14 protein-coding genes are annotated in these 17,166 nt (G+C 67.1%); 13 read left to right on the forward strand and 1 reads right to left on the reverse strand.

The window, feature by feature from the left end:
• From lptD to XarbCFBP7408_RS01100, 6 genes are all read left to right on the forward strand, one after another.
• Positions 1-2,433, forward strand: coding sequence for an LPS-assembly protein LptD (gene lptD, locus XarbCFBP7408_RS01075; protein ID WP_104560592.1), 2,433 nt, complete (start codon positions 1-3; stop codon positions 2,431-2,433).
• Positions 2,430-3,827 (forward strand): peptidylprolyl isomerase, encoded by a 1,398-nt coding sequence (locus XarbCFBP7408_RS01080; protein ID WP_104560594.1) that lies wholly within the window; start codon positions 2,430-2,432, stop codon positions 3,825-3,827. The genes lptD and XarbCFBP7408_RS01080 overlap by 4 nt, the downstream gene beginning before the upstream one ends.
• 4 nt (positions 3,828-3,831) lie before the next feature.
• On the forward strand, positions 3,832-4,800 hold the full coding sequence (gene pdxA, locus XarbCFBP7408_RS01085; protein ID WP_104560596.1) for a 4-hydroxythreonine-4-phosphate dehydrogenase PdxA: 969 nt from the start codon (positions 3,832-3,834) through the stop codon (positions 4,798-4,800).
• A 116-nt stretch (positions 4,801-4,916) separates the two neighbouring features.
• Complete coding sequence (rsmA, locus tag XarbCFBP7408_RS01090) at positions 4,917-5,705, forward strand: 16S rRNA (adenine(1518)-N(6)/adenine(1519)-N(6))-dimethyltransferase RsmA (RefSeq protein ID WP_047124649.1); 789 nt, start codon at positions 4,917-4,919, stop codon at positions 5,703-5,705.
• A gap of 36 nt (positions 5,706-5,741) precedes the next feature.
• Positions 5,742-6,125 (forward strand): Co2+/Mg2+ efflux protein ApaG, encoded by a 384-nt coding sequence (gene apaG, locus XarbCFBP7408_RS01095; RefSeq protein ID WP_104560598.1) that lies wholly within the window; start codon positions 5,742-5,744, stop codon positions 6,123-6,125.
• Positions 6,126-6,153: 28 nt separating this feature from the next.
• A complete protein-coding gene (locus XarbCFBP7408_RS01100; RefSeq protein ID WP_104560600.1) occupies positions 6,154-7,101 on the forward strand; it encodes a symmetrical bis(5'-nucleosyl)-tetraphosphatase in 948 nt (315 codons plus the stop codon).
• Between the two features lie 215 nt (positions 7,102-7,316).
• Here the strand turns inward: XarbCFBP7408_RS01100 and XarbCFBP7408_RS23035 are convergent, their stop codons facing one another.
• Positions 7,317-9,605 (reverse strand): ATP-binding cassette domain-containing protein, encoded by a 2,289-nt coding sequence (locus XarbCFBP7408_RS23035; protein WP_258071964.1) that lies wholly within the window; start codon positions 9,603-9,605, stop codon positions 7,317-7,319.
• A gap of 494 nt (positions 9,606-10,099) precedes the next feature.
• Between XarbCFBP7408_RS23035 and msuE the strand changes: the two genes are divergently transcribed.
• From msuE to XarbCFBP7408_RS01145, 7 genes are all read left to right on the forward strand, one after another.
• Complete coding sequence (gene msuE, locus XarbCFBP7408_RS01115; RefSeq protein WP_104560602.1) at positions 10,100-10,663, forward strand: FMN reductase; 564 nt, start codon at positions 10,100-10,102, stop codon at positions 10,661-10,663.
• Positions 10,664-10,875: 212 nt separating this feature from the next.
• The gene (ssuD, locus tag XarbCFBP7408_RS01120) at positions 10,876-12,039 is read left to right on the forward strand and encodes an FMNH2-dependent alkanesulfonate monooxygenase (protein WP_104560604.1); all 1,164 of its coding nucleotides are present in this window, start codon (positions 10,876-10,878) and stop codon (positions 12,037-12,039) included.
• 11 nt (positions 12,040-12,050) lie between these two features.
• Positions 12,051-13,055, forward strand: a complete 1,005-nt coding sequence (locus XarbCFBP7408_RS01125; RefSeq protein WP_104560606.1) for an aliphatic sulfonate ABC transporter substrate-binding protein — start codon at positions 12,051-12,053, stop codon at positions 13,053-13,055.
• An 8-nt stretch (positions 13,056-13,063) separates the two neighbouring features.
• Positions 13,064-13,915, forward strand: coding sequence for an ABC transporter permease (locus tag XarbCFBP7408_RS01130; RefSeq protein ID WP_104560608.1), 852 nt, complete (start codon positions 13,064-13,066; stop codon positions 13,913-13,915).
• Positions 13,912-14,670 (forward strand): ABC transporter ATP-binding protein, encoded by a 759-nt coding sequence (locus XarbCFBP7408_RS01135; RefSeq protein ID WP_104560610.1) that lies wholly within the window; start codon positions 13,912-13,914, stop codon positions 14,668-14,670. Before XarbCFBP7408_RS01130 ends, XarbCFBP7408_RS01135 begins: the two co-directional genes overlap by 4 nt.
• A gap of 126 nt (positions 14,671-14,796) precedes the next feature.
• Positions 14,797-15,984, forward strand: a complete 1,188-nt coding sequence (locus XarbCFBP7408_RS01140) for an acyl-CoA dehydrogenase family protein (protein ID WP_104560612.1) — start codon at positions 14,797-14,799, stop codon at positions 15,982-15,984.
• A gap of 104 nt (positions 15,985-16,088) precedes the next feature.
• Entirely contained in the window at positions 16,089-17,162 is a 1,074-nt protein-coding gene (locus XarbCFBP7408_RS01145; protein ID WP_104560614.1) for a sigma-54 interaction domain-containing protein, read from the forward strand.
• The last annotated feature ends 4 nt before the right edge of the window (positions 17,163-17,166 follow it).

Consider the following 17,166-nt stretch of genomic DNA (forward strand, 5'->3'; position numbering starts at 1 on the left):
GTGCGCCGAGTTCTCCGCCTGCTGCCCCTGCCTTTGAGCATCGCCATCTGCCTCCCGGCCATGGCTGCCGACAAGCCGTTGAACTGGGGACTGTGCCCGGCCGTGGATCCGCTGCCAGGCTTCGACGGCGCGCCCGCCGCAGACGCCAAGGCCGCCGAAATGCGCCAGCAGTTGCCGACCGACATCGAAGGCGACCAGCTGTCCGGCACCAGCACCACCCCGCAGTACCAGGGCAATGTGGCGCTCAAGCGCGGCGACCAGTTCCTGGGCGCCGACAACCTGCGCATGGACACCGAGACCGGCAACTACATCGCCGAAGGCCATGTCCGCTACCAGGACACCTCTTTCCGCATGGTCGCCGACCGTGCCGAAGGCAACCAGGACACCGACGCCCACAAGGTCACCAACATCCAGTACCAGCTGGTGGACCGACGCGGCAACGGCGCGGCCGAATCGGTGGACCTGCAGGGCCAGGTTGGGCAGATGCACCGCTCGACCTACACCACCTGCGACCCCTCGCAGCCGATCTGGCGCGTGCGCGCGCCGGAGATCGACGTCGACAACGAAGAAGGCTTCGGCACCGCCCGCAACGCCGTGCTGCAGATCGGCAAGGTGCCGGTGCTGTATTTCCCCTGGTTCAAGTTCCCGATCGACGACCGTCGCCAGACCGGCCTGCTGTTCCCGCAGTTCGGCCTGTCCGGCCGCAATGGCTTCGACTACCTGCAACCGATCTACCTGAACCTGGCGCCGAACTACGACGCGACCCTGTTGCCACGCTACATGAGCAAGCGCGGTTTCATGTTCGGCACCGAGTTCCGCTACCTGTACGAAGGCGGTCGCGGCGAGATCACCGGCAACTACCTGCCCAACGACAAGTTGCGCGACAAGGACCGCGGCAGCGTCTTCTACAGCGGCTACCACAACCTCAACAAGTACTGGCAGGCGCGCAGCAGCATCTCCTGGGTCAGCGACACCCGCTATGTGGAAGACTTCACCAGCCGCCTGAATGGCATGGGCTCGGCCTCCAGCCTGCAAAGCACCGTGGGCATCTACGGTACCGGCGAGACCTGGACCGCCGGCCTGATGGCCGACCGCTGGCAGCTGACCGACTACACGCTGGACGAGCAGGCGCTGCCCTACAACCGCCAGCCGCGCGCCTACTTCACCTGGGACAAGCCGTTCGGCATCTTCGAGGCCGGCGTGTATGCCGAGGCGGTGCGTTTCAACCACGACGACTCTTACCTTGTCAGGCCTCCAACCGACGGCAACACCAACGGTGACGACGGCGACGATTACGTGCGCACCAACATCCGCAACAAGGAGTACGGCAGCGGTTCTCGCTTCGACATCAAGCCCTACATCTCGATGCCGTTGTCCGGCGCAGCCTGGTTCTTCACTCCGACCGTGGCATGGCGGTACACCGCGTATCAGCTGGATTCGACGCTGGCCAACACCGCGCCGCTGACCGGCGACCGCTCCCCCTCGCGCAGCCTGCCGATCGCCTCGGTGGATGCCGGTCTGTATTTCGACCGCGAAACCTCGGTATTCGGCACCAACTACCTCAATACGCTGGAACCGCGCCTGTATTACCTGTACGTGCCGTACCGCGACCAGGATGACCTGCCGGTCTTCGATACCCGCCCGTTCACCTTCAGCTATGGCCAGTTGTTCCGCGACTCGCGCTACACCGGCGCCGACCGTCAGAACGATGCCAACCAGCTGACCCTGGCAGTGACCTCGCGCTGGCTGCGCCAGGACGATGGCCGCGAGAAACTGTCGCTGAGTGCGGGGCAGATCCTGTACTTCAACGACTCGCTGGTCACCATCAACAACAGCACCAACACTGCCACTGGCGGCAGCGAGCAGCCGATCGAGCAGGGCAAGTCCGCCTGGGTGGCCGATGCCAACTACATGATCAACGACCGCTGGTCGATGGGCGCCACGTATCAGTGGAACCCCAACTCGCGCAAGGAAGATCTGGCCAGCCTGCGTACGCGCTACCTGCTCAACAACGACGGCATCATCAATCTGGCGTATCGCTACCGTCGCAACCTGATCGACGACAGCGACCAGCTCAAGCAGGCCGACTTCTCCTTCCTGTATCCGATCAACCCCAGCTGGAGTGCGGTCGGCCGCTATTACTACTCGCTGCTGGACCGCAAGCCGCTGGAAATCATCGGTGGCGTGCAGTGGGACAGCTGCTGCCTGGCGGTGCGCGCGCTGGTGCGCCGGTTCGTGCGCAACCGCAATGGCGAGATGGACAACTCCATCCAGGTGGAGTTCGTGCTGAAGGGCCTGAGCTCGTTCGGGCAGAACACGGACCGCACTTTGCGCCGTGCTATTCTCGGCTATTATCGCGACGACCTGTACCTGGTCCCGCCCAGCAATACCACGACCAATCCGGACGATTACGATCCGAACCTGATTCCATGACCAAGCCTTTCTCTGTTGTTCTTGCCTCGCTGCTGGTACTCACCAGCACGCTCTCGCCGTTGGCCTCGGCACAGCAATCCCAGCCGCTGGATCGCATTGCCGCCATCGTCGATGAAGACGTGGTGCTGCAGAGCGAGCTCGATCGCGCCGTACGCAACGTCAAGTCGCAGTACGCCGGCCGGGAGAACCAGCTGCCGCCGGACGATGTCCTGCAGCGCCAGGTGCTGGAGCGTCTGGTGTTGGTCAAACTGCAGGTCGGCCGCGCCGAAGGCAGCGGTATCCGCGTCAGCGACGAGGAACTCAACCGGGCAATCGCCAGCATCGCCCAGCAGAACGGCACCACCGTGGATGGCCTGCGCCAGAAACTGGCGGCCGACGGCATGGGCTATGGCGATTTCCGTGCTTCGGTGCGCGACGAAATCATCGTGCAGCGCCTGCGTCAGAGCTTTGCGCAGAGCCGCATCAGCGTGAGCGAAGGTGAAGTGGATACCGCGCTGGCGCAGCAGGCCACCACCGGCAGCCAATATCACCTGGCGCACATCCTGGTCGGCCTGCCGGAAGGCGCGACGGCCGATCAGATCGCCACCGGCCAGAAAAAGGTCGATGGCGTGAAGGCATTGATCGACAAGGGCGAGCTGGATTTCTCGGCGGCGGCAGTGCGGTATTCCGACAGCCCGAACGCGCTGGAAGGCGGCGACCTGGGCTGGCGCAGCCTGGACGAGATCCCCAACGCGTTCGCCCAGCTGATCCGCGACATGCAGCCCGGCCAGGTCGCCGGTCCGCTGCGCGGTCCCAGCGGTTTCCAGTTGCTCAAGCTGGTGGAAATGCGCGACGCCAATGCCGGCGGCGAAAAGAAGCTGGTCACCGAATACAACGCACGCCACATCCTGGTACGCATCAGCGACAGCCAGACCGAAGCGCAGGCCAAGGCCAAGATCGACACGCTGCGTGCGCGCATCGTCGGCGGCGCCGATTTCCAGGCCACCGCGAAGGAGTCGTCCGAAGACACCAATAGCCGTGGCCAGGGTGGCGATCTGGGCTGGTTCCCGGCCGACGCGTTCGGCCCGGACTTCGGCAAGCAGGTCGAGAGCCTGGCCGACGGCGCGGTGTCCGAGCCGTTCCGCACCCAGGCGGGTTGGCACATCGTGCAGCGCGTGGGCAGCCGTCAGACCGACGTCAGCGCCGAAAGCCAGCGTGCGCAGATCCGTGAAACGATCGGCCGCCGCAAGCTGGAAGAAGAGTACAACCGCTACCTGCAGGAACTGCGTGGCGAAGCCTACGTGAGCTTCCGCACCGGCGACCGCGCCGACGGCGATGCCAGTGCCGCCCCAGCCAAGCCGGCCGACCCTGCGGCGCCTGCCGCACCGACGCCGCCGGCACAGCCGACGCGCTGAGTCGATGTTCCCGTCGCTCGCGCTGGTGCCAGGCGAGCCGGCCGGGATCGGGCCGGAACTGTGCGTCCGGCTCGCCCAACGGCCGCGCCCGGATGCCCACCTGATCGCCTACGCCGATCCGGACACCCTGCACAGCGCCGCAAAGGCGCTGTCTTTGTCTGTGCGACTGCTCGATCCGGACCAGCGCGCCCGCGCGCCCGGCGACCTGCCGCTGCATCCGATCCGTCAGGCCGTGCCGACCCGTTTCGGCATCGCAGACCCCGCCAACGCGGCGGCGGTCATTGCCGGCCTGCGTGGCGCTGCCGGCGGCTGCCTGTCCGGCAAGCTGCAGGGCATCGTCACCGGCCCGGTGCATAAGGCGGTGATCAATGCCGGCGGCATTCCCTATACCGGCACCACCGAGCTGCTGGCCGAACAGGCGGGCTGCCCGGTGGTGATGATGCTGGCCAATGCCATCGTGCGCGTCGCCCTGGTGACCACCCATTTGCCGCTGCGCGCAGTGGCCGATGCGATCACTGCCGACGCGGTGGCGCGCTGCCTGCGCATCACCGACGCCGCGATGCGACGCGACTTCGGCCTGGAACGCCCGCGCATCGCGGTGCTGGGCCTCAACCCGCATGCCGGCGAAGACGGGCACCTGGGCCACGAGGAGCTGGACGTCATCATCCCGGTACTGGAGCAGCTGCGCGGCGACGGCATGCAGCTGATCGGCCCGCTGCCTGCAGACACCGCATTCCTGCCGCAGAAGCTCACCGGCTTCGATGCGGTGGTGGCGATGTATCACGACCAGGGCCTGCCGGTGCTCAAATACAGCGGCTTCGAGCAGGCGGTCAACATCACGCTCGGCCTGCCCTACCCGCGCGTGGCGGTCGATCATGGCACCGCGCTGGAGCTGGCCGGGCGCGGTATCGCCGACCCGTCCAGCCTGATGGCGGCGACCGAGTTGTGCGCACGCCTGGCCGCACGCGGCTAAGCGGGGCTGCGGCGACCTGCCTTGAACGCTGCGCAGCCTGCATGCAGCCGGTCTGGCATGCCGGCGATGCGCAGAACCGGCACCGCGTGCAGGCGCTGCCACGTTAAACTGCGCACATGAATCATTCTTTCAGCGCACCGGCCAAGAAGTCGCTTGGCCAGCACTTTCTTGCCGACCGGTATTACATCGACCGCATCGTGCAGGCAGTGGACCCGCGCGCCGGCCAGCACCTGGTCGAAATCGGCCCGGGTCAGGGCGCGATCACCTTTCCGCTGCTGCGCAAGCACGGCGCACTGACCGTGATCGAATTCGACCGCGACCTGATCGCACCACTGACCGACGCCGCCGCACCGATCGGCGCGCTGAGCATCATCCATCGCGATGTGCTCAGTGTGGATTTCACTGCACTGGCCGATGGCACGCCGATCCGGCTGGTCGGCAACCTGCCCTACAACATCTCCTCGCCGATCCTGTTCCATGCGCTGGACCATGCCGCAGCGGTAGCCGACATGCACTTCATGCTGCAAAAGGAAGTGGTCGACCGCATGGCCGCCGGCCCCGGCAGCAAGGTGTATGGGCGGCTGAGCGTGATGCTGCAGGCCTATTGCGAGGTCACCGCGCTGTTCGTGGTGCCGCCGGGCGCATTCCGGCCGCCGCCGAAGGTGGACTCGGCGGTGGTACGGCTGGTGCCGCGCGATCCGGCCACGGTGCTGATCAGGGATCGGCGGCGCTTTGCGGACGTGGTGCGCGCCGGCTTCGGCCAGCGTCGCAAGACCTTGCGCAATGCCTTGTCCAACGTCTGCGAGCCCGCCCATTTCGAGGCCGCGCAGGTGCGCCCGGATGCACGCGCCGAACAACTCGAGGTCGCGGATTTCATCCGCCTGGCCAATGTCGAGCCGGCTTGAGCGCCGCTCCCACACGGTTTTATTTAGACTTTCCGCATGCACGATGATCCGCGCTATCGGGTCGAGGTCGAGGTGTCGCCCCGCTTCCTCGCCCATCAATCGACCCCCGACGAAGGCCGCTATGCCTTCGCCTACAGCATCCGCATCCAGAACGCGGGCGCCGTGCCTGCGCGCCTGATCGCACGCCACTGGCAGATCACCGACGCCAACGGACGCACCGCACGGGTGGACGGCGAAGGCGTGGTCGGCGAACAGCCCTGGCTGCGCCCCGGCGAGGCGTTCAGTTACACCTCCGGCGTGCTGCTGGAGACCGAGCAGGGACAGATGCAAGGTCATTACGACATGGTCGCCGACGATGGCACCGAATTCACCGCCCCGATCGCCGCCTTCGTGCTGAGCGTACCCAGGACGCTGCACTGATGGATGCTGGACTGATGGAGCGCACGCGATGAGCGTCTGGGCAATTGGCGATCTGCAGGGCTGTTACGACATCACCCAGCGCCTGCTGGAAAAAATCAACTTCGACCCCGCGCAGGACACGCTGTGGTTCTGCGGCGACTTGGTCAACCGCGGCGGGCAATCGCTGGAAACGCTGCGCCTGGTGCATTCGCTGCGTGCGCATAGCGTGGTGGTGCTGGGCAATCACGACCTGTCGCTGCTGGCGATCGGCGCGCGCTCGGAAGAAGAGCAGCGCAAGGTCAACCCGGATCTGTTGCGCATCGTGCTGGCCGAGGACCGCGGCCTGCTGCTCGACTGGCTACGCATGCAGAAACTGGCGCACGTGGACCGCGAACTGGGCTGGATGATGATCCATGCCGGGCTGGCGCCGAAGTGGACCACGCAGATGGCCGAGAAACACGCACGCGAGATCGAGCAGCAACTGCAGGGCGGTGGCTATCGCAAACTGCTGCGCAACATGTACGGCGATCAGCCGGGCTGGTCGCCGGGCCTGAGCGGGTACGACCGCAGCCGCGCCATCATCAACCTGTTCACCCGCATGCGCTATTGCACCCCGCGCGGGCGGATCGCCACCGACGACAAGGGCACGCCGGGGACGCAGGCACAGGGCCTGTATCCGTGGTTCGAAGTGCCGGGCCGGGTCGAGCGCGATCTCAAGATCGTCTGCGGGCACTGGTCTGCGCTGGGCCTGACGATCACCCAGGGCGTCCATGCGATCGATACCGGCGCGGTGTGGGGCGGCAAGCTCACCGCCTTGCAGCTGGATACCGACGAGCTGCGGGTGGTGCAGGTGCCGGGAATTCCGGTCACGCAGCCGCCGAAGACGGCGCAGCGCCCGCTGCCGCCGCGCCGTCGGCAGCGCCAGCGCGGTGGTGGCGACAATGCCAACGGTGGCCCCGCTGCAAATCCGGCGCCTGCGGCGCCCGTTGCCGACTGAGTTGAACATGCACTGCGCGGCGGTCGCGCAGGCGCGCAGTGCATATGCCGTTGGAACGCCCGGCAGATCGCTGCCAAGCGCGCGTGCCATACGCATCGGGCCCCACGGTGAGCGAGGGAGAGCGACCGGCCCTGCTGATCGCGCTGCACATCGATGGCGCCTGGCCGTCCGCCATCCGCCCGCGCAGATGCCCGCATCGACAACGCCATGCGCCGTCATGCGCGCAACCCCTGCGCTGACGACGGCAAGCGCGGCATCGCCGCCAGCAGGGCACGCGTGTAGTCGGAACGCGGCTGCGCGAACACCTGCTCGGCCGGCCCTGCCTCCTGCACCCGCCCGTGCCGCATGACCAGGATGTCGTGACTGACCTGACGGATCACGCCGAGGTCGTGCGAGATGAACAGATAGGCCAGGCCGAGCGTTGCCTGCAGTTCGGCCAGCAGCTCGAGCACCTGCGCCTGAACCGACACATCCAGTGCCGACACCGCTTCGTCCAGCACGATCAGGCGCGGTTCGGTGGCGATGGCGCGCGCGATCGCCACGCGCTGGCGCTGACGACCGGAGAGCTGCAGCGGGAAGCGCTCGGCCAGCGCGCCGCCAAGCCGTACCTGTTCGAGCAGTGCGGCGATCCGTGCCGGCTGTGCGGCGCGCGGCAGGCCGACCGCATCCAGCGCGTCGCCGAGAATGCGGGCCACCGTCCAGCGTGGATCGAACGAGCTCAACGGATCCTGATAGACCGCACTGATCGCACGCCGCCACGGCCGACGTTGCGCTTCGGCCGCGCGTGCGCCGCCGCTGCCGCTCCAGCGCCGGCCATTGAGCCGCACCTCGCCGGCATCCGGCTCGGTCAGGCCCAGCACCAGCCGCGCCAGGCTGCTTTTGCCGGAACCGGATTCGCCGACCACCCCCAGCGTGCGCCCGGCCTGCAGCACCAGGTCGACCCCATCGACGGCAAGACGCGCCTCGCCATCCGGGCCGGGATAGGTCTTGCGCAGGCCGCGCACCTCCAGCAACGGCGGTGCCGGTGCGTTGGCGGGCTCTGCGCCGGCCAGGGCGGTCGCCACGCGCGGCCCGCGTGCGCCGGGAATCGCTGCGAGCAGCGCACGCGTATAGGCATGTGCCGGCCGCTGCAGCACCCGCGCGATCGGCCCCTGCTCGACCACCTCGCCGTGGCGCAGCACCACCACCTCGTCGGCCTGTTGCGCCACCAGCGCCAGATCGTGGCTGATCACCAGCAACGCGCCACCGTGTCGCTTGATCGCCTGCAAGGCCGCCAGTACCTGCACCTGCACGGTGGCGTCCAGCGCAGTGGTCGGCTCGTCGGCGATCAAGATGCCGGGTGCGTTGGCCAGCGCCGAGGCGATCAACGCGCGCTGGCGCAATCCGCCGGAGAGCTGGTCCGGGCGTTGCCGTGCGCGCAACGCCGGTTCCAGCAGCTCCAGCACCCGTTCGCGACGGCTGGCGCGATCGCCCCAGCCGTGCGCGGCCAGCGCTTCCTCGATCTCGCGGCCGACCGGGCGCAGCGTGGTGGAATAACGCCAGCTGTTGTAGAGCGGATAATTGTTGAGGTACACCCCCAGCTCCAGGCGCGCATCATCGTCGAAGACATACGTGGTTTTGCTGCCCACCAGGGTGGTGCCGCCCTTCTTGCGGCCATAGGGGGCGGGGTTGGCACGCGAGCCGCTGTCGATCTGCGCCAGCGTCAGCGTGCCGCCGTTGATCAGTTCTTCTTCGCGGTAACGCAGCAGCAGGCGCGTATCCAGGCGCGGGCCGAAGCGATAGCCAAGATTGGCGACCAGTTCGCGGCCGTCGGTATCGGTAAGGTCCTGGTAGCCGTCGCGGCTGTTGTGCAGCAGCGACACGTACCAATCGAAGTTTCCCGCCGCACCGCCGTTGCTGATCTGCTGCTTGCGGTAGTCGTAGCTCCCTCCCTCCAGCCGGAGATACGTCCCCGGCGAGGTCTGCCCGGTGTGGGTGACGAAGTTGATCGCGCCGCCAAGACTGGTGGCCGCATACTGGAAGGCGTTGGCACCGCACAGCACTTCGGTGTAATTCACTGCGGCAATGCTGAGCAGATCTTCCTGGGTTCCCCCGGGGCCGGTGATCGGCAGCCCGTCGAACAGAAACTTGGTGCCCAGCACGTAGCCGCCATAAAAGGTATTCAAGCCGGAACCGCGGATCGAGATCTTGGCGGCCGCGTTGCCGCTGGTGGATAGCGCGAACACGCCCGGCTGGAAGGCCAGCACGTCTTCGGCGCTGGCAGCGCGCCCGCGTTCCACCTGCTCGTTGTCCACCAGCGCCGTGTTGCCGGCCACCGTCTGCAATGCTTGCCCGGCCTGCGCCTGTTCCGGCTTGCGCTCGGCCTTGATCGTCACCGCCTGCAACGTGTGCACCTGCGCATCGGTCCCGGCATCGGTGGGCTGCGCTTGCGCAGGCAGCTGCGCCGCAGCGGCCATCACCCAGGCAATCGCCGAGTACAGTACTGCGCGTCTGTTCGTGGACATCGTGTTCTCCGCCTGATCGTTTGCGCATCGTGGCGCGGCTCGATGCTGCAGACGCACATCGCGTGCCAAGCGACACGCCAATGCCGTGGCACATGGGATCACGCAAAAAAACGCCACCGATACCGCGCGGCATCGTGCCTGGAGCACGGCGAAATGTTGATTCGATGTTTCTCCACCAACATTTTTCACGCGGTCATTTCCGCACGCACTATCGTCATGCCGCAAATGCCATGAGCAACGCCTGGCGCGAGGCGAAAAATGCCTGATTTCAGCGCTTTTTCATCAAGTCATTCTCAAATCTGATAAGCGATCGGCGCATTTGGGAGCCCTGCGCCATTGCCATGTCCTCTGCGGTGCAGTCAGATGGAATGCCTCGCTGTCGGCATACGAACAGTCTCGAGCTGCCAGCTTCTGTCTGTGCAGCAACACCATCGATATGCGGGCGCCACGCAGGTCGCGCGACCGCCCACCATCGTCATCACAGGATTCTCCGCATGCGCAGTCCGTTGAATGTCGTCGCCGTTTCCGGCAGCACCTCGCGCCCGTCGCGCAGCCTGGCACTGGCCGAGGCGACCCTGGCCGAACTCGCACAACGCGTCGCAAGCAGGTCCAGCATCATCCAGCTTGGCGATATCGCCCGGCCGCTGGGTGCCGCCTTGTGGCGCAGCGAGTTGGACGCGTCCGCGGAGCAGGCGCTGCGCCAGATCGAATCGGCTGATCTGCTGCTGGTGGTCGCACCGGTGTATCGCGGCTCGTATCCGGGCTTGCTCAAGCATCTGTTCGATCTGATCGATATCAACGCCTTGATCGATACTCCGATCCTGCTGGCGGCAACCGGCGGCAGCGAACGGCATGCGCTGGTGATCGATCACCAACTGCGCCCGCTGTTTTCCTTCTTCCAGGCGCTGACCTTGCCGATCGGCATTTACGCCACCGAGAGCGATTTTCACGACTACCGCGTGGTCAATCCAGCATTGCGCCAACGCATCGAACTGGCCGCCGAACGCGCCGCAGGTGTGCTCGGCGCACGCCCGGAGGCACTGCGGCGCATCGCCTGATCGCACCCTGCATATGCACATGCGAATTCCGATGACCATCTGATCCATCTCGTACGCATGCACATACGCACCGTTGCCGCAAAGAGCCTGCAGAGCGCGCACGCATGGTGCCGCGAGCTCTGGCGACCAGTTCGCCACTTGAATCCCCGCACATGGATATGCGGGCTCCTGCGAGGGACGCGCACCGAATGCCCGCACCCGAGAGACCAATCATGGACATGTTCTGGTTCATCCCCACCCACGGCGACAGCCGCTATCTGGGTACCAGCGAAGGCGCGCGCCAGGTCAGCGCCGAATACATCACCCAGGTGGCGGTGGCCGCCGACACGCTCGGCTACGAGGGCGTGCTGATCCCCACCGGGCGCTCCTGCGAGGACCCGTGGGTGATCGCCTCCAGCCTGATCAATGCCACCCGTCGTTTGAAGTTTCTGGTCGCGCTGCGTCCCGGCCTGATGGCACCGGCGCTGGCCGCGCGCACGGCGGCCAGCTTCGACCGGCTCTCCGGCGGACGCCTGCTGGTGAACCTGGTCACCGGCGGCGACCGCGGCGAACTGGAAGGCGATGGCGTATTCCTGGACCACGCAGACCGCTATGAAGCCTCCGCAGAGTTCATCCGCATCTGGCGCGAGATCATCGCCCACAGCCACAACGGCGACAGCTACGACTTCGCCGGCAAACATCTGCAGGTCAAGGCGGCCAAGCTGTTGTATCCCACCGTGCAGAGGCCGTATCCGCCGGTGTGGTTCGGCGGCTCTTCCGATGCCGCGCACGATCTGGCCGCAGAGCAGGTCGACACCTATCTGACCTGGGGCGAGCCACCGGAAGCGGTGGCAGAAAAGATCGCCTCGGTGCGCAGCAAGGCCGCTGCGCTCGGGCGCACGCTCAGCTTCGGCATCCGCCTGCATGTGATCGTGCGCGAAACCGACGAGGAGGCCTGGGCGGCAGCGGAGTCGCTGATCCGTCATCTGGACGACGACACCGTGGAGCGCGCACAGAGTGCATTCGCGCGCATGGATTCGGTCGGCCAGCGGCGCATGGCCGCGCTGCACGGCCGTGGCCAGCGCCGCACCCGTGCCGATCTGGAAGTCAGCCCCAACCTGTGGGCCGGCGTCGGTCTGGTGCGCGGTGGTGCCGGCACCGCATTGGTGGGCGATCCGCAGACGGTGGCCAAGCGGATCGAAGAATACGCTGCGCTCGGCATCGACACGTTCATCTTCTCCGGCTACCCGCATCTGGAAGAAGCTTACCGATTCGCCGAGCTGGTGTTTCCGCTGCTGCCGCGCACGGTCAAGCAAAAACTTCCCGGCCAGGCACTGAGCGGACCCTTCGGCGAAGTCATCGCCAACACCATCGTGCCGCGCGCTTCGGCGCGCTGACAGGAGCACTCATGAAGCGCCGCAACCTGCTCAAAGTCGCAACCCTCGCCGGCGTCGCGCTCGGCGCCCCGCCGCTGCTGTCCGGCACCGCCTTCGCGCAAGCCAAGGGTGCAGTGCCCAAACACCTGCGCCTGGACTACGCCTATTACTCGCCAACCTCGCTGGTACTCAAACACTTCGGCTGGCTGGAGCAAGCGCTCAAGGCGCAGGGCACCCAGGTCACGTGGGTACTGTCGGCCGGCAGCAACCGCGCGCTGGAATACCTGGGCGGCAACAGCATCGACTTCGGCAGCACCGCTGGCCTGGCCTCGCTGCTGGCGCGTGCCAATGGCAATCCGATCAAGGCCGTGTATATCTACTCGCGCCCGGAATGGATCGCGCTGGCGGTGGCCAAGAACTCGCCGATCCGGCAGCTGAGCGAACTCAAAGGCAAACGCGTCGCCGCCACCAAGGGCACCGACGCCTACCTGTTCCTGCTGCGCGCGCTGCGACAGGCCGGGTTGAGCAAGCGTGCGGTGGAGATCGTCCATCTGCAGCATCCCGACGGGCGCACTGCCCTGGAACGCGGCGACGTGGACGCGTGGTCCGGCCTGGACCCGCACCTGGCCGCGAGCCAGATCGAGGCCGGCACGCGCCTGATCTACCGCAACACCGCGTTCAATTCCCGCGGCTTCTTGAATGTCAGCGAGACGTTCGCGTCCGCGTACCCCGAGCAGATTCCGCTGGTGATCCAGGCCTACGAAAAAGCACGCAAGTGGGCGATCGCGCACCCGGACGAACTTGCCGCGCTGATCGCCGCCGAGGCCCGGCTGTCGCCCCTGGTGGCCACGCTGCAGCTGCAGCGCACCGACCTGCGCAATCCGGTCATTGGTCCGGAAGAGCGGGCGGCGCTGCAGAGCGCCGCGCCGATCCTGCTCGAAGAAGGCCTGGTCCGGCCCGGCACCGATCTGGGCAAGGTGCTGGCTGCACTGATCGATCCCAGCTACGCCAAGCGCGCAGGCGTGGCGCAGGCCTGAGCACGGCGATGAACGACACCTCCTTGCGCGTTTCCGCTTCCGTGGCCGGCACCCCGCCGCGGCCGCGCCTCAGGCTGCCCGCCAGCAGCCTTGGCTGGCTACTGCCGCTGATCTTCTTTGCCGGGCTCGAAATCGCCTCGGCGCTGGGCTGGACACCGAGCTACCTGCTGCCGCCTCCCAGCCAGATCCTGCACACGCTTGCCGACGAGGCGGGCCGTGGACTGGCCAGCCATGTCGGCGCCAGTGTGTTGCGGGTGCTGGCGGGCTTCACCATCGGCGCCGGGCTCGGCTTGCTGGTGGGCGTGGCGGTGGGCCTGAGCCGCTGGCTGGAACGCCTGCTCGACCCCAGCTTCCAGGCGCTGCGCGCGGTGCCCAGCCTGGCCTGGGTGCCGTTGCTGCTGTTGTGGATGGGTATCGACGAGGCGCCCAAGATCACCCTGATCGCCATCGGCGCGTTCTTCCCGGTGTATCTGGGTGTGGTCAGCGGCCTGCGCCAGGTCGACCGTACGCTGGTGGAGCTGGGCGAAAGCTACGGCCTGTCCAAACCGCGGCAGGTGCGGCGGATCCTGCTGCCGGCGGCGCTGCCGTCCATCTTCACCGGGCTGCGCACCAGCCTGAGTCTGGCCTGGATGTTCCTGGTGGCCGCCGAACTGATCGCCGCCACGCGCGGGCTGGGTTATCTGCTGAGCGACGGACGCGAAACCTCGCGGCCGGACATCGTGATCGGCGCCATCGTGTTGCTGGCCCTGCTCGGCAAACTCAGCGACGGCCTACTCAAGAGCATCGAATCGCGCAGCTTGCGCTGGCGCGACAACCTGCAGAATCGCAAAGCGCCGGGCCAGCCGGGGAGCCCCACGTGAGCAGCCCTGGCCTGCAGCTGCACATCGCCGGCAAACGTTTCGGCACGCGCCAGGTGCTGCGCGATATCGACCTGCAACTGGCGCCCGGCGAAATCGTCAGCCTGATCGGCGCCAGCGGCTGCGGCAAAAGCACCCTGCTGCGCATCCTGGCCGGCCTGGAGCGCGACTACGCCGGCGAGGTGGCGCTGGATGGCGCCCGCGTGCGTGGCGTGAACCGGCAGATCGGCTTCATCTTCCAGGAGCCGCGGCTGTTGCCGTGGCTGGATGTGGCGGCCAATGTCGCCTTCGCCGACGACGCCGATCTGTCGCCAGCGGCCGCGCGGCAATCTGTGCGCGTACAGCGGTTGCTGGCCGAGGTCGGCCTGCTGGATTACGCGACCGCGCTGCCCAAACAGCTGTCCGGCGGCCAGGCGCAACGCGTGGCGCTGGCGCGCGGGCTGTACCGGCAACCGCGCGTGCTGCTGCTCGACGAGCCCTTCAGCGCGGTGGATGCCTTCACCCGCATCAAGCTGCAGGACCTGCTGCTGCGCCTGGCCGGCGAACATGGCTTCAGCGTGCTGCTGGTCACCCACGACATCGACGAGGCGGTCTATCTGAGCGACCGCGTCATCGTCATCGGTGGCCAGCCCGGAACGATCGCGCATGCACAACGGCTGGAGATGCCGCGTCCGCGCGATCGCCGGGCGCATGAAGCGGCGCTACGGCAGGCCCGCCAGGAACTGCTCGCGGCCCTGCACGACATCCATGTGTTCTGACCGCTGGCGCACGCTGGAAGCGCGCTCCGGGATGCAGCATGCCGACCCCGGCGATCCTCTGTACTTCGCGCCGACCTTGGATCGGTCAGCGCCCCACTCCTTCGCATCTGCACAAGGCCACTGCGCATGACCAGCCGCCAACCGCAACCGACCCTGCTCAATCCGCTGCAGACCGCCCAGCGCCTGGCTGCCGGGTTCGCCGACACCGCGATCGAGCGCGATGCACGCGGCGGCACCCCCAAGGCCGAGCGCGATGCATTGCGCGCCAGCGGCCTGCTCGCGCTCAGCATTCCCGTGCAGTACGGCGGCCTCGGCGCCAGCTGGAGCGAGGTGCTGCAGATCGTGCGCACCTTCGCCAAGGTCGACAGCTCCATCGCGCATGTGTTCGGCTTCCATCACCTGATGCTCGCCACCGTGCGGCTGTTCGGCCAGCCCGCGCAGTGGCAGCCGTGGCTGGAGCAGACCGCGCGCAAGCAGTGGTTCTGGGGCAATGCGCTCAACCCGCTGGATACCCGCACCGTCGCCGTGCAATGCGAAGGCTGGCGCGAATTTTCCGGCAGAAAGAGTTTCTGTTCCGGCGCCATCGATTCGCAGATGCTGATCGCCTCGGCACTGGACGAGCGCAGCGGCAAATTGTTGATCGGTGCGATTCCCACGGCGCGCAGCGGCATCACGCTCGGCCACGATTGGGACAACATCGGCCAGCGCCAGACCGACAGCGGCAGCAACACCTTCGAACGCGTCCGCGTGGAAGAAAGCGAACTGCTGCTGGATCCCGGTCCGTTGAGCACCCCGTTCGCCTGCCTGCGCCCACTGATCGCGCAGTTGCTGTTCGCGCACCTGTTCCTGGGCATCGCCGAGGGCGCGTTCGAGGAAGCGCGCAAATACACCCTGACCGAAGCCCGCGCCTGGCACCGCTCCGGGGTCGAGCAAGCCAGCGAAGACCCCTACGTCCTGGCCCATTACGGCGAGTTCTGGCTGGGCCTGGAAAGCGCCCGGCTGCTGACCGGCCGTGCTGCCGAAGTGCTCGACGCCGCCTGGCGCAAGGAGCACGCGCTCGGCCGCGACGAGCGCGCGCAGGTCGCCCTGGCGGTGGCCGCCGCCAAGGTCGCCACCACACGCGTCGGGCTGGAGGTGTGCAGCAGACTGTTCGAGGTCACCGGCGCGCGCGCCACCCATGCAGCGCTGCGGCTGGACCGCTACTGGCGCAACCTGCGCACCCAGACGCTGCACGATCCGGTCGATTACAAGCTGCGCGAACTCGGCGAATGGGCGCTGCGCCAGCAACCACCCACGCCCAGTTTCTATTCCTGAGCCTGCCGATGCTTCGCCTGCATTCCCAACTCGGACCTCGCGTCCCGCCGTGTTGAACCGACGCCGCCTCGCGCCCTTCCCTCCCCTACGCACGAGCCCGTCCCATGTCCGACTTCCGCCTGCTCACCCTGCCTGCAGCGCAGCACCACGCGCTCGCCGGCAACGCCGTGCGCGCCACCGCGCACGTGTTCGAAGACCCGTCGTCCCAGGCATTGCTGACGCACCTCGAACGGGTTGCGCCGAGCGAGGCCAGCGTGCTGATCGTCGGCGAATCCGGCACCGGCAAGGAGCTGGTCGCACGTCACATCCATCACCGCAGCGCGCGCGCCCGCCACCCGTTCGTGGCGGTCAACTGCGGCGCGTTCAGCGAGTCGCTGGTCGATGCCGAACTGTTCGGGCACGAGAAAGGCGCGTTCACCGGCGCCCTCAGCGCCAAGGCCGGCTGGTTCGAGGAAGCCAACGGCGGCACCTTGTTCCTCGATGAAATCGGCGACCTGCCGATGCCGATCCAGGTCAAGCTGCTGCGCGTGCTGCAGGAGCGCGAAGTGGTACGGCTGGGCTCGCGCCGCAGCGTGCCGATCGATGTGCGCGTGCTGGCCGCCACCAACGTGCCGCTGGACCACGCCATCCAGCATGGGTATTTCCGCCAGGACCTGTTCTATCGCCTCAACGTGGTCGGCGTGGAGCTCAAGCCGCTGCGCGAACGCCCCGGCGATATTCCGCCGCTGATCCGCCACTTCGTCGACATCTACAGCCAGCGCCTGGGACACGGCCGGGTGAGCATCAGCGCGGATGCCGAACACCTGTTGGTCGAGTACCCGTGGCCAGGCAATATCCGCGAGCTGGAGAACGTCATCCACCACACCTTGCTGATCCACCGCGACGGCGTGGTGCGCGCCGAAGACATCCGCCTGTCGCAACTGCGCTTGCCAAGCCAGGCCGGCGGCGACCCGCACGAAGACGGCCAGGCCCTGCTCGAACGCGCCTTCGACAGCCTGTTCGAAAGCGCCGGCGGTGCGTTGCATGCAACGGTGGAAGATCAGTTGTTTCGCGCCGCGTACCGGCACTGCCACCACAACCAGGTCAGGACCGCGGCGTTGCTGGGGCTGAGCCGCAACGTGGTACGCGCGCGGCTGATCGAACTGGGCGAGCTGGTGGTGAACAAACGCCTCGGGTAATCAC

Source organism: Xanthomonas arboricola pv. guizotiae (assembly GCF_002940205.1).
Lineage (GTDB): Bacteria > Pseudomonadota > Gammaproteobacteria > Xanthomonadales > Xanthomonadaceae > Xanthomonas > Xanthomonas arboricola_C.

What these genes read in the sequence shown, in the direction of transcription:
- XarbCFBP7408_RS01125 (WP_104560606.1), top strand. Translation starts at nt 12,051, where the DNA reads ATGAAGCGCCGCAACCTGCTCAAAGTCGCAACCCTCGCCGGCGTCGCG.
- pdxA (WP_104560596.1), top strand. Translation starts at nt 3,832, where the DNA reads ATGTTCCCGTCGCTCGCGCTGGTGCCAGGCGAGCCGGCCGGGATCGGG.
- XarbCFBP7408_RS01080 (WP_104560594.1), top strand. Translation starts at nt 2,430, where the DNA reads ATGACCAAGCCTTTCTCTGTTGTTCTTGCCTCGCTGCTGGTACTCACC.
- XarbCFBP7408_RS01145 (WP_104560614.1), top strand. Translation starts at nt 16,089, where the DNA reads ATGTCCGACTTCCGCCTGCTCACCCTGCCTGCAGCGCAGCACCACGCG.
- ssuD (WP_104560604.1), top strand. Translation starts at nt 10,876, where the DNA reads ATGGACATGTTCTGGTTCATCCCCACCCACGGCGACAGCCGCTATCTG.
- XarbCFBP7408_RS01100 (WP_104560600.1), top strand. Translation starts at nt 6,154, where the DNA reads ATGAGCGTCTGGGCAATTGGCGATCTGCAGGGCTGTTACGACATCACC.
- XarbCFBP7408_RS01130 (WP_104560608.1), top strand. Translation starts at nt 13,064, where the DNA reads ATGAACGACACCTCCTTGCGCGTTTCCGCTTCCGTGGCCGGCACCCCG.
- XarbCFBP7408_RS01140 (WP_104560612.1), top strand. Translation starts at nt 14,797, where the DNA reads ATGACCAGCCGCCAACCGCAACCGACCCTGCTCAATCCGCTGCAGACC.
- XarbCFBP7408_RS23035 (WP_258071964.1), bottom strand. Translation starts at nt 9,605, where the DNA reads ATGTCCACGAACAGACGCGCAGTACTGTACTCGGCGATTGCCTGGGTG.
- apaG (WP_104560598.1), top strand. Translation starts at nt 5,742, where the DNA reads ATGCACGATGATCCGCGCTATCGGGTCGAGGTCGAGGTGTCGCCCCGC.
- rsmA (WP_047124649.1), top strand. Translation starts at nt 4,917, where the DNA reads ATGAATCATTCTTTCAGCGCACCGGCCAAGAAGTCGCTTGGCCAGCAC.
- msuE (WP_104560602.1), top strand. Translation starts at nt 10,100, where the DNA reads ATGCGCAGTCCGTTGAATGTCGTCGCCGTTTCCGGCAGCACCTCGCGC.